General features: G+C 65.7%; 13 protein-coding genes and 1 tRNA gene. 6 read left to right on the top strand and 8 right to left on the bottom strand.

Annotation, left to right across the window (positions count from 1 at the left end; translation table 11 throughout):
- Nucleotides 1-402: 402 nt before the first annotated feature.
- A complete protein-coding gene (locus ABZO33_RS05555; RefSeq protein ID WP_414535175.1) occupies nt 403-918 on the top strand; it encodes a DUF4880 domain-containing protein in 516 nt (171 codons plus the stop codon).
- Nucleotides 919-1,021: 103 nt separating this feature from the next.
- A complete protein-coding gene (locus ABZO33_RS05550; protein ID WP_414535174.1) occupies nt 1,022-2,170 on the top strand; it encodes a M14-type cytosolic carboxypeptidase in 1,149 nt (382 codons plus the stop codon).
- 13 nt (nt 2,171-2,183) lie between these two features.
- Here ABZO33_RS05550 and ABZO33_RS05545 read toward each other — a convergent pair whose 3' ends face one another.
- From ABZO33_RS05545 to ABZO33_RS05515, 7 genes are all read right to left on the bottom strand, one after another.
- Entirely contained in the window at nt 2,184-3,152 is a 969-nt protein-coding gene (locus ABZO33_RS05545) for a spore coat U domain-containing protein (protein WP_414535173.1), read from the bottom strand.
- Nucleotides 3,149-5,482, bottom strand: a complete 2,334-nt coding sequence (locus tag ABZO33_RS05540; RefSeq protein ID WP_414535673.1) for a fimbria/pilus outer membrane usher protein — start codon at nt 5,480-5,482, stop codon at nt 3,149-3,151. The genes ABZO33_RS05545 and ABZO33_RS05540 overlap by 4 nt, the downstream gene beginning before the upstream one ends.
- Before the next feature lie 68 nt (nt 5,483-5,550).
- The gene (locus ABZO33_RS05535; RefSeq protein WP_414535172.1) at nt 5,551-6,327 is read right to left on the bottom strand and encodes a molecular chaperone; all 777 of its coding nucleotides are present in this window, start codon (nt 6,325-6,327) and stop codon (nt 5,551-5,553) included.
- Nucleotides 6,328-6,361: 34 nt separating this feature from the next.
- Complete coding sequence (locus ABZO33_RS05530) at nt 6,362-6,865, bottom strand: spore coat U domain-containing protein (RefSeq protein ID WP_414535171.1); 504 nt, start codon at nt 6,863-6,865, stop codon at nt 6,362-6,364.
- A gap of 3 nt (nt 6,866-6,868) precedes the next feature.
- Nucleotides 6,869-7,402: a spore coat U domain-containing protein gene (locus ABZO33_RS05525; protein ID WP_203647345.1), complete on the bottom strand. Its 534-nt coding sequence runs from the start codon at nt 7,400-7,402 to the stop codon at nt 6,869-6,871.
- 17 nt (nt 7,403-7,419) lie between these two features.
- Nucleotides 7,420-7,953: a spore coat U domain-containing protein gene (locus tag ABZO33_RS05520; protein WP_414535672.1), complete on the bottom strand. Its 534-nt coding sequence runs from the start codon at nt 7,951-7,953 to the stop codon at nt 7,420-7,422.
- A gap of 24 nt (nt 7,954-7,977) precedes the next feature.
- Nucleotides 7,978-8,505: a spore coat U domain-containing protein gene (locus ABZO33_RS05515; RefSeq protein WP_414535170.1), complete on the bottom strand. Its 528-nt coding sequence runs from the start codon at nt 8,503-8,505 to the stop codon at nt 7,978-7,980.
- Nucleotides 8,506-8,792: 287 nt separating this feature from the next.
- On the opposite strand from ABZO33_RS05515, the gene ABZO33_RS05510 reads away from it, so the two are divergent.
- From ABZO33_RS05510 to ABZO33_RS05500, 3 genes are read left to right on the top strand one after another with little or no spacing between them, the layout of a single operon-like run.
- Nucleotides 8,793-11,045 (top strand): ATP-binding protein, encoded by a 2,253-nt coding sequence (locus ABZO33_RS05510; protein ID WP_414535169.1) that lies wholly within the window; start codon nt 8,793-8,795, stop codon nt 11,043-11,045.
- An 11-nt stretch (nt 11,046-11,056) separates the two neighbouring features.
- Nucleotides 11,057-11,518: a response regulator gene (locus tag ABZO33_RS05505; protein WP_414535168.1), complete on the top strand. Its 462-nt coding sequence runs from the start codon at nt 11,057-11,059 to the stop codon at nt 11,516-11,518.
- Nucleotides 11,519-11,528: 10 nt separating this feature from the next.
- Nucleotides 11,529-13,913: a response regulator gene (locus ABZO33_RS05500; protein ID WP_414535167.1), complete on the top strand. Its 2,385-nt coding sequence runs from the start codon at nt 11,529-11,531 to the stop codon at nt 13,911-13,913.
- A 54-nt stretch (nt 13,914-13,967) separates the two neighbouring features.
- On the opposite strand, the gene ABZO33_RS05495 is transcribed toward ABZO33_RS05500, so the two are convergent.
- Nucleotides 13,968-14,042 (bottom strand) — tRNA-Gln (locus ABZO33_RS05495).
- Between the two features lie 291 nt (nt 14,043-14,333).
- On the opposite strand from ABZO33_RS05495, the gene ABZO33_RS05490 reads away from it, so the two are divergent.
- Nucleotides 14,334-14,576: a hypothetical protein gene (locus tag ABZO33_RS05490; RefSeq protein ID WP_414535166.1), complete on the top strand. Its 243-nt coding sequence runs from the start codon at nt 14,334-14,336 to the stop codon at nt 14,574-14,576.
- Nucleotides 14,577-14,587: the final 11 nt, after the last annotated feature.

The raw sequence follows: 14,587 nt of genomic DNA, 5'->3' as shown, positions 1-14,587 counted from the left end.
AAAAGCCCCGATTGCCGGGGACGAGGAGTGCGTCAGGAAGATTTTTTTAGTCAATCGCTGAAAAATCATTTGACTGGCAAATGATAACGATTATTATTGCACTCAGCAGGTCGCGAGACCCGCTGGATAACCTGCAACGTCCTCAGGTCGGACGCTCAGATTATCTCCTCATCAGGCTAATCACGGTTTTTGACCCGGCTTTTTGCCGGGTCATTTTTTTTGGCTCTTCAGGCTAATGAAGATCGTTTAATGGCCGCGATGATAGCAAAAGTGTGTCAGCACGTGAATGCTCATTACAAATCTTTGCGGAATCAGCACTTGAGAATCAATCTCGTTTAGCCTAAGCTGGCTCCGCATCAAGGAAGATGCCCCCACCCTTTCCTTATGAGCAAGGAGCTGTCCATGACCCGCCTGCTGCTGCCTCTCGAGCACGACCCGCGCCCTGCCGAACTGCACGCTGAAGACGCGCTGCTGCATGCACTCAAGCGCCTGCCGCGCCGGGTCCAGCAAGTCTTCCTGCTCAACCGCCTCGACCAGCAGAGCTTCGCTGCCATTGCCGAGCGCCTGGACCTGCCACTGATCAGCATCGAGCGCCACATGAACCAGGCCCTGCAGACCGCCCGCGCGCCCGGCGACGCGCTGGCCAGCATCGCCGGCCAATGGTACGTGCGCCTGCAAAGCCCACAGGTAACCGCCAGCGAACGCATCGACTTCCGCCGCTGGCTGGATGCCGACCCCGACCACCTGCGCGCTTTCCACGAAACCGAACTGCGCTGGCGCAGCCTGCTCGCCCCTGCCCGGCAATTGGGCCATGACGGCTGGTACCGGCAAGGGCGCGCGGCGCTGTCGCTGGGTGGCTGTTCGATTGCCATCGGGCTTGGTGTTGCCGCCCTCGTGGCGCTGGGGCTGCTGGCCTGATTCACAGGGGCGGACTTATCCACGACTGCGTCAATTAACCTGCGCACCCGCACCACCAGGCGGTGTAGAGTACGGTCACAACAACGCCAACAGGAGGCTGGCAATGACCGTGACGCTCTCCCCGCTGCACATCGACTGCGATTTCGACTCCGGCAACATCCTGGTCCTGGACGCCAGCGACCCTGCGCACGTCCACCTGAACATCCGCCCCGACACCCACAGCGGGCACTTCCAGTGGTTCCACTTCAAGGCCAGCGGCCTGACCCCGGGGCAGGTCCATCGCTTCAGCCTGGGCAACGCCCATGAGTCCTCCTACAAGAACGCCTGGACCGGCTACCACGCCGTGACCTCCTACGACCAGCAGACCTGGTTCCGCGTGCCCAGCCAGTTCGACGGCAAGGCCCTGAGCTTCGACTTCAAGGCCGAACAGCCACACGCCTGGTTCGCCTACTTCGAGCCCTACCCTCGTGCCCGCCACAACCAGCTGATCGAGCGTGCCAAGCAGATCCCCGGCGTCGAGCTTCTGGCCAGCGGGCGCAGCGTGCAGGGTCGGGATATCCCGCTGCTGCGCGCGGGCGACGGCGGGGCCGGCAAGCGCAAGCTGTGGATCATCGCCCAGCAGCACCCGGGCGAGCACATGGCCGAATGGTTCATGGAAGGCGTGATCGACGCCCTCGAAGCCAACGGCCCGGTCATCCAGCAACTGCTGGCCAAGGCCGACCTGTACCTGATCCCCAACATGAACCCGGATGGCGCCTTCCTCGGCCACCTGCGCACCAACTTCAAGGGCAAGGACCTCAACCGTGCCTGGCAGGACGCCAGCGTCGAGCTGAGCCCCGAGGTGTTCTTCGCCCAGAGCCAGATGAAGCTGCATGGCGTGGATGCGTTCATCGACGCCCATGGCGACGAGGAAATCCCCCATGTGTTCACCGCGGCCTGCGAGGGCAACCCTGGCTACACGCCGCGCATCGCCAAGCTGGAAGAACAGTTCCGCAGCACCCTGTGCAGCCTGACCCCGGACTTCCAGACGAAGTACGGCTATACCCGCGACGAACCAGGCCAGGCCAACATGACCCTGGCCTGCAATGCCGTGGGCCAGGCCCATGACTGCCTGTCGCTGACCCTGGAGATGCCGTTCAAGGACCACGACGATGCGCCGAACCCGCGTACCGGGTGGTCGGGTGAGCGCTCCAAGGCGCTGGCCGGGGCGGTGCTGGAGACATTGCTGAAGATGGTCGGCGATCTGCGCTGAGCAACGCCGTCATTCAAAACTGCACATCCAGAATCACGCTGTCGGTGTAGGTCGCCGCCGGCGGCGTGGCCTGGTCTGTGTAGACCTTGGCGTTGTAATTGAACACCTGGCTGCCCGTGCCGGTCCCCGCCCCGGGGTTCACCTCGGCATCGCTGCTCGAACGCCGCGCCGCGCCCACCGAGCCCCAGCGCACCACGCCAGCGCTCTTGAAGATGTCGTAGGCCAGGTAGTTGTTGGCGCTGGATTTCATGCGCCGCCGGCCGCCCGACACATTCTGCCCGTCGTCCAGCCCCACCGTGTAGTTGCTGCCCTTGGTGCACGACACGCTCAGGCTCTGGTTCACCGTGCCGAACCCGGCCACCACCGGTGCGCTGGCGAAGCTGATGTTGGGCGTGGTGATCTGGCAGTCGTTGCTTACCGTCAGGCTGACGTTCAGGGTCTTGCTGCCACTGCCGATATCGCGCCCCAGGCAGATGGCGCCTATGCCGATACCGGAACAGTAGTTCCAGCTCCAGGCGACGGTCAGGGTTTCCTGGTACAGGCCCGCAGCGACATTGCTGCCGACCTGGGTGCGCAGATAGATCGGCACCGCCTTTGGCGTGGGGCCATTGAGCAGGCCGAGCAGGTCGATGATGCCATTGCGGGCAAAGTCGAACGCGACGCCACGGGTAATCGGGTAGTTGACGCTGTTGTCGGCGTAAAGGGTGTAGTTGATGACATCGCCGGTCGGGCCGACCAGGCCACCGGAGGCTGGCGTGATGGTTGCGTAGAAGTGGTCGTTGCTGGTCAGCAGGCTGAGCAGCGAGCCCGTGCACTGCAAACCGGAATTGGTCGTCGAGGCGGTTTGCACGGTGGTGCGTACCAGTGTCGAGTTGACCGTACCGAACGCCGCGGGCGTGGTGGCCACCGACGAACACAGTGCCCAGGCCGGGCATGGCGCCAGCAACAGGCCAAACAGCAGGCCGTGCCGCCAAACCTTCACTGGCACACCAACGGGCCGATCAACGGGATCGGCCCCTCCCCTTCAGGCAGATCGAACGCCACCTGGCACTGCCCGCCATCAGCCTTGTCCACCTGCAGGCGATTGTGCGGTGACAGGTTCTCCAGGTAGACCAGCCCATCCCACCCCACCACCGCCTCGCCGCCGCTTTCCTGGTGGCGCACCCGGCTGCCCAGCTTGAGCTCCCGCTGGTCGCCGTCGACCAGCACCAGGCTCGCCGCCAGCACACGCTTGAGCGGGAACTCCAGCAGGTAGCCGCTGCCACGCCGCACGGCCACGCGCTGCTCCACCTGCGGCGCCAGCACGTCGGCAGGCAGGTCCATGGGGTCGATCTCGTACTTGCCGCGGTAGTAGCCGCTGCTGTACGGCACCAACAGGTGGCCGTTGCGGTCGGTGCTTCCGATCTGCTGGTTCTCGTAGCGCACCGGCACATCGGCATAGCCGCTGGTGCTGACCACCACGAAGGCATCGTCGATGCGGTTGGCGGCGAACAGGCCCGCATCCATCAGCACCAGAGAGCCACTGGCGTCGGCCCAGCGAGTCATCTCGCCGCTGCTGCCGTAGGCGCCCACCTGCAACTGCACCGACTGCAGGCGCCAGGTCAGGTCGGCCTGGCGGTAGTCGTCGCGATTGCCGCCGGTGGCGTAACCCAGGTTGTAGCCCACCCCGCCACCCACCGGCACCGCCTGGCTGTAGTTGACCCGCTGCAGGTCCTGGCCGTCCTTGCTGCGCTCGGCGCTGAAGGCCAGGGTGCCGCGCAGGTCGAAGGGGATCACCAGTTGCGCCTGCACCGCCCACTGGCTGTCGCCGACCTCGCGGTTGGCCGACAGGTACAGGCTGCTGTTGCGCCACAGCGGCTTGCTCCAGCTGAGGTTGATCAGCCGCGTGCGCGTGCCGTCACCGGCGCGCACATCGAAGTAGCCGGCGCCGACGCTGCCGTAACTGTCCAGGTTCAGGCTCAGGGTCGCCTGCTCGCTGCGCTGGCTCAGGCGCGTGTAGGGGCTGTCGACCCGCGACAGGTCGGCGTAGTCGCCATGGCGCTGCACGCGCTGGTAGTTGAAGCCGATGCGCCGGCTGTTGTACTGGTAGCCCAGCGCCAGCTGCTGGCCTGTATCGCCTTCGAAGCGGCTCTGGGTCACTGCCGCGTTGAGCACGCCGAAGGTGCCCAGGCGCAGGTTGCCGCCCAGGCCGCCAAGCATCAGCGACTCGGCGCTCTCGGCATGGGTTTCCACGGTGAAGTAATCGGACACCCCGTGGCGCAAGGTCGCCGAGGCCACGCCCGGGCCATAGGCAAAATCGCGCACGGCGTAGTCGCGACGCAGGCTGCCGGCGGCCACCGAGAAGTCCGACAGGCCCTTGGCCAACAGGCTGCTGGTGACATAGAACGGCAAGGTGGTCGACACCTGCCGGCCGAGGGCATCGGTGGTGACCACCACCGCTTCGCCGGCGCCGTTGATGAACGGCACGTTGGTCAGGGTGTAGGGGCCGGGCTGCAACTCGGTACTGCTGCTCTTGTAGCCGTTGATGAACAGGTCCAGTGAAGTCGGCACGGCGGCTTCGCCGGCAAAGGCCGGCAACGGATAGGTGACCAGGTCGGGACGGGCACCGAAGTCGCGCGACAGTTGCAGGCCGCCCACGCGCACCGAGGTGGTCCAGGGCAGCGCGCCGGTCACCAGGTCGCCGGCCTCATAGGTGAGCAGGCGCTGCTCGTCGGTGTAGCGGAAGGTGGTGTCGTAGCGCAGGAAGCCCTGACGGCCCTGGGCCTGGGCGCCATTGAACGACTGGCGCCACTGCCCGGTGGTGGAGAAGGTGCCCCAGTCGTCGAACAGGCGCAGCTCGTTCCAGGCGGCCAGGTAGCTGCCGCCCTCATCGGTGTCGTTGAGGTAGGCATCGTAGTTGAGCAAGGCGCCGAAGCTGCTGCGGGCGTCGCTGGCCGGGTACAGGTTGCGCTCACCGACCTGCTGGTCGGGCAGCCAGGCCGGCGGCACCTGCAGCAGCAGGCGCTGGTTCTGGCTGTCGTAGTCGCTGTGCAGGCCGGGGATTTCGTCCAGGGCCACTTCGCCCTGGGCGTCGCCAGGCAACTGGATGCCGGCCTCGCGCAATACCTGGCTACCCAGGTACAGGCGCCCGGCGCGCTGCTGCACCGGTACCAGCTCAGCCTTGGCCACCTGGTTCACCAGCAGGTCGAGGTACAGCGTGGCGTCGGCGATGGCGGCATGTTCCGAGGGCGGCGGCGGCAGCTCGTCGGCCACGCCCAGGCCGGGCCCCAGCACCGCCAGGCCCAGCCACAACCGGTGCGTTGCCACCCGCACCCAGCTCACACACGATTTCCAACCATTACCGGGTCCTCCCTGGCCCCTGCGATCCGTTCAAGCGTGGGTCATTGCCCCTGTTTGATGGCCTGCGCCACCTCCTGGCCGTTGACCCGCCCCTTGAGCACGCTGGCCGCACCCGGCGTGGCCGGTGCCGGCCAGCGCATGCTGGCACCGGGCAGCACGTAACCGAGCAGCCCTTCGACCAATGGCCTGTCCTGGCCGGCCTGCTGCAGCACCACATCGGTCAGCCGCGCATGCACAGGCCCCGTGTTGCGCAGCTCGACATAGGGCTTGCCCTGCACGCTCACCGCGCGCCAGCTCAACTGCGGTTTGCCCACGCCTTCGGCGCTGCGCTTGCCCTCTGGGTCGGGCTTGCCCCACAGCCCCTCGCCGTAGACGAACAGCGGCACTGAATAGCGCATCTGCAGGCGGATCGCCGCCTTCGGCCCCTCGCTGGCGGCATCGGCCGGCAACGGTGACGGGATCTCATCGATGATGATGCGATAGGCCTGCTCCTGGCCTGCGGGCGAGCTGCCGGTGCGGGTCAGGCGGATCAGTTGCTTCTGCCCCGGCGGGATATTGGCCACCGGCGGGCTGCCGATGATCTCGCGCTGGGCCTGGAACTGCTCCTGGTACTCGCCCTGACGCCAGGCGAACACCCGCACCTGCAGGCTGGCCGGCGCCGTGCCACGGTTTTCCAACCACAGCGCGCCGGCCTTCTGGTCAGCCTCCAGCACCGGGTCGATCGGCCAGATCAACACCGACGTGGCCGCGAAAGCCGGTGCACTGGCCAACAGCAGCAGCCCGATGATCCCACGCGCCCAGTTAGCGCCTGCCCCCATGCCCCTCTCCTTCTCTGTTATCCGCAGTGGCCTTTCACCAGGTCACCGTCACTTGTACGACATCGGTGTAGGTCCCCGCCGGCAAGGTGCCGGTCAGGGTGGTACGGCCATAGACCGGCAGCTTGATCGCGGTCGGGTCGCTGTAGCTCACCGCCACGTTGCTGCCGATGCCCAGGCTCTGGCTGAAACCGGCGTCGCGGTAAAGCTGGTAGGCCAGCAATTGCGTACCGCCCGAACGCTTGAGGTTGCGCGTGCCGCTGGCGCTGTTCTGGCCGCCGTCCAGGCTCATGCTCAAGGCAACGCCGGGCGTGCACTGAAAGGTCACCGTGCTGCCGCCGAGCGAGGTGCTCAGGGTGGCCGTGGACAGTGCCGAGCTGGTGCCGTAGTCGAGCACGCCATAGGCCGTCACGCCGCCCACCACCAGGCAGCCTGCGACGATCTGCGCCGTCACCTGGAAGGTGCTGGTGGTGACCGCGTGGGCGCCCTGGGCCAACGTCAGGCACAAGCCGACCGCCAGTAGCCGCGCCGTGCCTGGCATGGCTCAGAAACTCAGCTCGACCGCCACCGTGTCGGTGTACACCCCGGCCGGCAGGCCGGCTTTACCCCGGGCCTGGCCATACAGGTTGACGGTCTGCGCCACGCCGGTGCTGGTCGGCAGGGTGATGGTGCCGTCGATCGCCAGCAGCTGGGTGTGGCCGGCATCGGTGTAGAAGTCGTAGGGCACGAAATTGCCCGCGCCATCGGCCAAGGCCCGGGTCCCGCCGGCGGACTGCGAGTCATGGGTACCGGCACGCACCTTGATCGTCGGCACCGTGCCTGCCGAGCAGAGAATGCTCATGGCCCCGCCACCACCGCCGAGCACCTGGCCATTGGCGGTGGTGAACAGTGAATCCTGGGTGCCGAAGTTGAGGCTGCCGAAATTCAGCCCGGAGGTGCCACCGCTGCCGTTGACCTGGCAGGCGGCGGTCAGGGTCAGGGTCGAGCTGATGGTGCCGGTCACGGTGGCGGCCTGGGCCTGGGCCGCCAGGGCGAGGCCAAGGCCGGCGAGGATGCAGCGGGTGAGGTGCTTGGGCATCGGAATCTCCTTGCGTGTTACCAGTCCAGGGTCACCCTTAGGGTGTCGCGATACAGCCCGGCGGGCAGCGCGCGCGGCTGCGCTACCACCACGCCATAGATGGGCACGGGCACTTGCTGAGTACTGCTGATGGTGAAGGTACGGGCCTGGCCGATGCCGTAGCGGCTGTTGCCGCCCGGGTCGATGGCCAGCTGGTAGGGAATGAGTTCGCGGCCGTTGCTCAGGCGGCGCACGCCGTCGCTGCCATTCTGGCCACCGTTGATGCGCACGCTGAAGGCGCGTACCTGCGGCGAACAACTGATCTGCAGGCTGCCCTCGCCTCCCGCCTCGTCGACCCGGCTGGTCAGTGGCTGGTCCCAGGTCGGCCCGCGTGCGCCGAAATCCATCAAGGCTGGATTGCCCAGGGTAGCCGGTTGCGGGTCGCTGCTGATCTGGCAGGCGGCGCTTACCACCAGGCGCGCCTGGATGAAGCCGGTCGTAGTGCCGTGGGCCGCGCCACTGGGCAACAGCAGCGGGCCAAGGGTGAGCAGCAGGATCGAACCACGGTGCAACGCGTCCATGAGCATGCAGCCTCCCTACCAGGTGACCGTGACTTTGAGCAGGTCGGCATACAGGCCGGCGCGGGGCACCCAGGCCAGTTTGTCGATCCGTGCGTAGAGGGGAAGCTCTACCGAGCCGCTGTCCGGCACCCGCGCCGATTGCGCAGCGTCCACCGCCAGCGGCTGGCGCCAGGCGGCGTCGCGGTAGAGGCGATAGGGAATCGGCCGGGCCTGGTCATCGCGGCTTGCCAGGTAGCGCAGTTCGCCGATGCCGCCGTGCTGGCCGCCATCTACACGTACCTGATACGGGGTATCGGGGTTGCACTCCAGCCGTGGCGGACGTTGGGCCAGCAGCACGCCACTCAACGGCGCACCTGGGCCATCCAGGCGCGCCGCGCTGCCCAGGTCGATGCGCCCCAGCGCCTGCGGGCCGGCATCGCGTTGCTGGTTGACCAGCATGCACCCGCGCTGCACGCGCACCTGCACTTCGACGAGAAAATCCGCTGCCATGGCGTTGCCACTCAACCACAGGCCCAACAGCATGGCCACAAAGCGCTCCGTCACCTGTCGATCCTTCCTGTATAGGTTGAGCTTGAGCGTAGCAGCGCGATTGGATCCGGGCTCGGCAAGCCCTACCCCTCTTTGGCATTAATGAAAATGGCTGTGCCAATTGCGGGCCCGACAAGCGTGACACGATTGAATTTTCTTGCCTGGCAACGAAACCCCAGCGCCTGACGCCTTTCAAAACAACCAGATCCCGGCAAAGTGGCCGGCATTCTGATACCGTTCACCAGCAACATCCTGTGCAACGCGCATGCGCCATGCGTGGACGGACCCTACAGGAGAGTCCCGTGACGACCGAACAGACCTCGCTCGAGCAGGCCATCGAGCGCTGTGCCCAGGAACCGATCCAGGTCCCGGGCAGCATTCAGCCACAGGGTTTCCTGTTGGTGCTGGACGAGACCGACCTGCGTATTCTCCAGGCCAGCGAGAATGCCGAGCGTTGGTTGGGCCTGCCTGCCCGCGCGCTGGCGGGCCAGGCCTTCGCCGAGCTGGTCAGCGCCAGCTTCGACCTGCGTACCCGCCTGGCCAACCTGCCGGACGACGAGATCTTCCCGTTCCACATCGGCGACACGCGCCTGCACCACGGTGCGCCTTGGCAAGCGCCGCTGCGGGTTTTGGCCCACCGCCACGACCAGGTGCTGATCCTCGAACTGGAACCCCACCGCAGTGCTGCGCAAGGTACCGAACAGGACAACTACTACCCGCTGGTCCGCGCCTTCGTCAGCACCCTGCACCAGGTCACCAGCATCGACGAGTTGCTGCTGCAGTCAGTGCGCCAGATCAAACGCATCACCGGCTTCGGACGGGTCAAGGCCTACCGCTTCGACAGCGAGGGCACCGGCACGGTCCTGGCCGAGGAAGCCGACCCCGGCTACCCGAGCTACCTGGGGCTGTGCTTCCCGGCTTCGGACATTCCGCGCCAGGCCCGCGAGCTGTATCGGGTCAACCGCATCCGGGTGATCGAAGACGCCAACTACCAGCCCTCGCCCCTGGTGCCGGCCAACAATCCGCTTACCGGCAAGGCCCTGGACATGAGCTTCGCCTCGCTGCGCAGCGTGTCGCCGGTGCACTTGCAGTACATGCGCAACATGGGCACCTTGGCGTCGATGTCGTTGTCCATCGTGGTCGATGACCAGCTCTGGGGCCTGGTGTCCTGCCACCATGACCAGCCAAGGCCGGTGGATTTCCAGACCCGCACCGCCTGCGAGCTGCTGGCCAATGTGCTGTCATTGCAGATCGAGGCCATCGAGTCCCACGACAGCACACGCCAGTTGCTCGATTTGCGCCAGCGCATCGTGCGCATGCTCGGTTCGATGGCCGACCACGACAGTGTCAGCGATGGCCTGCTCGCCCAACCCGAGGTGATGCTGCAGTTCGCCGGGGCCTCGGGGGCGGCGATCATCAGCGCCGAGCGCTGCGACCTGATCGGCACTACCCCGCCAGCGGCGCTGGTCAATGCCCTGGCGCACTGGCTGGCACGGCGTGACGGCGAGGCGGTGTTCCATACCGACAATGTTCACCGAGACATCGATGAGCTGCCCGAGCTGGCCCGGCATGCCGCCGGGGTGCTGGCAGTCGCGATCTCGCAGATTCATTCGCACTATCTTGTATGGTTCCGGCCCGAGCAGGCCCACACGGTGAACTGGGCAGGTCGGCCGGAGAAGACCGTCGGTTTGCAGGGCAATCTCAACCCACGGCACAGCTTCGAACGCTGGCAGCAGGAAGTACGCGGTTTCAGTGCCCCTTGGCACCCGCTGATTGTCGAAGGCGTGCTGGAGTTGCGCGGCGCGGTGCTCGGTATCGTCCTGCGCAAGGCCGAGGAACTGGCACAGCTGGCCGGTGAGCTGAAGCGCTCGAACAAGGAACTCGAAGCGTTTTCCTACAGTGTGTCCCATGACCTGCGTGCCCCGCTGCGGCACATCGCCGGCTACAGCGAACTGCTCGGCGAAATAGAGGGGGAGCAGCTCTCCGAGCGCGGCAAGCGCTTCCTCGGCCATATCGAAGATGCCGCGCAGTTCGCCGGCTCCCTGGTGGACAACCTGCTCAACTTCTCGCAGATGGGCCGTTCGGCACTGCGCCTGTCCGACGTCGACCTCAACACCCTGGCCGACACCATCCGCACGGAGCTGGCGCCGGACTACACGGGGCGCGACATCGTCTGGGAAATCGCCGACCTGCCCAAGGTGATCGCCGACCCGGCCTTCATCAACATGGTCCTGCACAACCTGATCGCCAATGCCATCAAGTACACCCGCGGCCGCGCGCCCGCGCGCATCGAGATCGGCGCGGTGCGCCACCGCCACGAGCTCGAGGTCTATGTGCGCGACAACGGCGTGGGCTTCGACATGGCCTATGTCGACAAGCTGTTCGGCGTGTTCCAGCGCCTGCACCGCATGGAAGAGTTCGAAGGCACCGGGATCGGCCTGGCCAGCGTGCGCCGCATCATCGAGCGCCACGATGGCCGGGTGTGGGCGGAGGGTCGCATCAATCAGGGCGCCAGCTTCCACTTCACCCTGCCACTCAATCCAAAGTCTGCCTGAGGCCGGACATCATGCTCAAACCTATCCTGCTGGTCGAAGACAACCCCAGAGACCTCGAACTGACCCTGCTCGCCCTTGAGCGCAGCCAATTGGCCAACGAGGTGGTCGTGGTGCGCGACGGCGCCGATGCGCTGGACTACCTGCTGCGGCGCAACGCTTATGCCGAGCGCGACGGCGGCAACCCGGCAGTGATGCTGCTGGACCTGAAGCTGCCCAAGATCGACGGCCTGGAAGTGCTCAAGGTGGTGCGCGAAACCGCCGAGTTGCGCAGCATCCCCATCGTCATGCTGACGTCCTCGCGCGAGGGACCGGACCTGAGCCGGGCCTATGAACTGGGGGTCAACGCCTATGTGGTCAAGCCTGTCGAGTTCAAGGAGTTCGTCACCGCGATCTCCGACCTGGGCATGTTCTGGGCGGTGCTCAACGAGCCACCACCCGGTTCGCTGCGCCTGAACCGTCGCGGCAGCAACTGAGGCGGACACGATGCAGCTTACTCCGCTGAAACTGCTGATGGTCGAAGACAGCGCCATGGATGCCGAGCTGATCCTGGTGCGCCTCGAGCGCAGCGGGTTTCAGGTGCAATCACGGCTGGTGTTCGATCATGTCGGTGCCGAGCACGCCTTGGCCGAGTCCTCGTATGACCTGATCCTGTGCGATTGCGTGCTGCCGAGCTCCTCCGGCGCCGATGTGCTGGCCATCGCCCAACGCCTGGCGCCACACATCCCGTTCATCTTCCTCTCCGGCATCTACGGCGAAGAGCACGCGGTGGAGATGATCCGCCTCGGCGCCACCGACTACGTCCTGAAGAAGAACCTGCCACTGCTGCCCAAGGCCGTGCGCCGGGCGCTGACCGAAGTGCAGGAACGCCAGCGTCGACGCCACGCCGAAGAAGCCCTGGCCGAAGCGGAGGCGCGTGCCCGCATCGCCATCGATGCCGCCGGCATGGGCACCTGGGACTACCGCCCGCAGGACGGGCAACTGGTCTGGGACGACCGCTGCAAGATGCTATTCGGCCTGCCCAGCGACACCCGGATGACGATCGAGGTGTTCTACGCCGGCATCCACCCCGACGACCAATCCCGTGTGCGTAACGCCGTCGAGCAAGCCATGCGCCCAGACAGCGATGGCCATTACCGGGCCGAATTTCGTATCGCCCAACCCGGCGCCCTGGAACCGCGCTGGCTGCTCTCCACCGGCCAGACCCAACTCGTCGACGGCCTGTGCGTACGCTTTTCCGGGGTGCTGCAGGACATTCACCAGCAGCGCCAGGCCACCCGGGCACTGGAGCTGCTCAACGAGATGCTCGGCGAGCGGGTCGAGCGCCGCACCCGCGAGCGCGACCGCGCCTGGGAACTGTCCCAGGACCTGCTGGCGGTACTCAACAAGGACCTGACCCCAGTCGCCCTCAACCCGGCCTGGGAAGCCGCGCTGGGCTTTCCCCATGAGCGGTTGGCGCAGATCTCGCTGCTGCAGCTGCTACCGGAAACCGACCAGGAAACCTTCCTCACCGAGCTGGCCGCGCTCTCCCAGGGGCGCACCAGCGCCCGCTTCGTCGGCCGCATCCTGCATGCCGAAGGCCAGCAACGCTGGCTGTCGTGGGTGGTGGTGCCGGACGACAACCTGCTGCATGTGGTCGCCCGCGACATTTCCAGTGAGCGCGAGGCAGTGCTGGACCTGGCCGAGGCCAACGAGCGCCTGCGCGAACAGATTGCCGAGCGCGAACGCATCGAGGCCGCGCTGCAGCAGATGCAGCGCCTGGAAGCGGTGGGCCAGCTCACCGCCGGGGTCGCGCACGACTTCAACAACCTGCTGACGGTGATCCTCACCGGCGCCAGCTTCCTGCAAAACGACCTGGACAAAGGCCTGCTGGACAAGGCCCACAAGCGCCTGCAGCACATTCGCGAGGCTGGCGAGCGCGGGGCCAAGCTGACCAGCCAGTTGCTGGCGTTTTCGCGCAAGCAACGCTTGGAGCCGGTGCCGCTGAACCTCAACCGCACGCTGGCGGGGCTGGAGGAACTGCTGCGCCGCACCCTGGGTGGCAGTGTCGCAGTACGCCTGGAACTCGATGCCGGGCTATGGCAAGCCCTGACCGACCCGACCCAGACCGAGATGATCATCCTCAATCTGGCGATCAACGCCCGCGACGCCATGCCCGAGGGTGGCCAACTGACCCTGGCCACGCGCAACACCCGGGTCAGCACCCACCCACAACGCCCGGAGGATCCGGAGCCCGGCGAGTACGTGGTGCTGAGCATCCGCGACAGCGGCTGTGGCATGAGCGACGAAGTGCTGGCCAAGGCCTTCGAGCCGTTCTTTACCACCAAGGACATCGGCAAGGGTTCGGGCCTGGGGCTGGCGCAGGTGTTCGGCTTCGCCAAACAGATCGGCGGCGGCGTGCGCATTGATACGACGCCAGGCCGCGGCACGTTGGTCAGTGTCTACCTGCCAGCGGTGAAGGCCCGTGCCGATGCGCTCACGGCGGGCGAGGACGATGTGCGCCCGCTTTTCGCCCGAGGGACCGAGCGTCACATCCTGCTGGTTGACGACGACCATCTGGTGCGCGAGATGATCGGTGACCTGCTGGAGCGCCAGGGCTACGAGGTACACCAGGCGCACAACGGTACGCAGGCCATGGCCCTGCTCGATGAACGCATAGACCTGCTGCTCACCGATTTCGCCATGCCGGAGTTCAATGGTGCCCAACTGGCACTGGCGGCCCGCAAGCGCTTTCCGCGCCTGCCCGTGGTGTTCCTCACCGGGTACGCGCAACTGCAAGGGCTGGAGTTGCCAGGGTGCCAGGTGGTGCAGAAACCGGTGCACGAACACATCCTCGCCCAGGTACTGGCCGAGTCGCTGGAAAACAGATAGGCAGAAACGAAAAAATCGCCGAAAGGCGATTGGGGAGAGAGTACAGCTTGAAAATGGCAGGGGCGGCTGGATTCGAACCAACGCATGGCAGGATCAAAACCTGCTGCCTTACCGCTTGGCGACGCCCCTGTATCGGATCTGGCGAATGACTGATCACCGCCTCACTGACAACCCCCGGCAGCTCCGTGTGTTGCTGCTCGGGAATGGCCGGCACTTTAGCAACCTTTTTTCGAGGTGGGAAGCTTTTTTTTAAAAAAAACGCAGAAAAACAGCAGGTTAGTTGTATCGGCTACCTTTCAAGTGGGTTCTCGCAGCGCATCCGACAACCGCTCGTCGCAATTCCACCGCCTCGCTTCAACACAATCGCATTCCTCCATTCCAATCAGATAGAGCCCACCGGCGCATCACAAGGAGGACGCCATGCCCGTTTCCCATGACCTCTACCAGGACCTGCACTACCCACGCGAGATCGTCCAGCAGCGCCGCCAGCAAGACCCGCAGCTCGACCGCCTGCTGGATGAGTACATGGACATCGACAATCAGGTGCTGGCCGCCGAGTCGATCTCGGCAGGCAACTTTGTCGACGAAGACCTGCGCCATCTCAAGGAGCGCCGTCTGGCGGTCAAGTACATGATCGAGCGCCGACTCGAGCACAAGGCCTGAGCTATCGCATT

This window comes from Pseudomonas sp. CAM1A, assembly GCF_047501685.1.
In the GTDB taxonomy this organism is placed as follows: domain Bacteria; phylum Pseudomonadota; class Gammaproteobacteria; order Pseudomonadales; family Pseudomonadaceae; genus Aquipseudomonas.
Note: the sequence above shows the minus strand (reverse complement) of the source record. Positions and strands in the feature narration are given on the sequence as shown.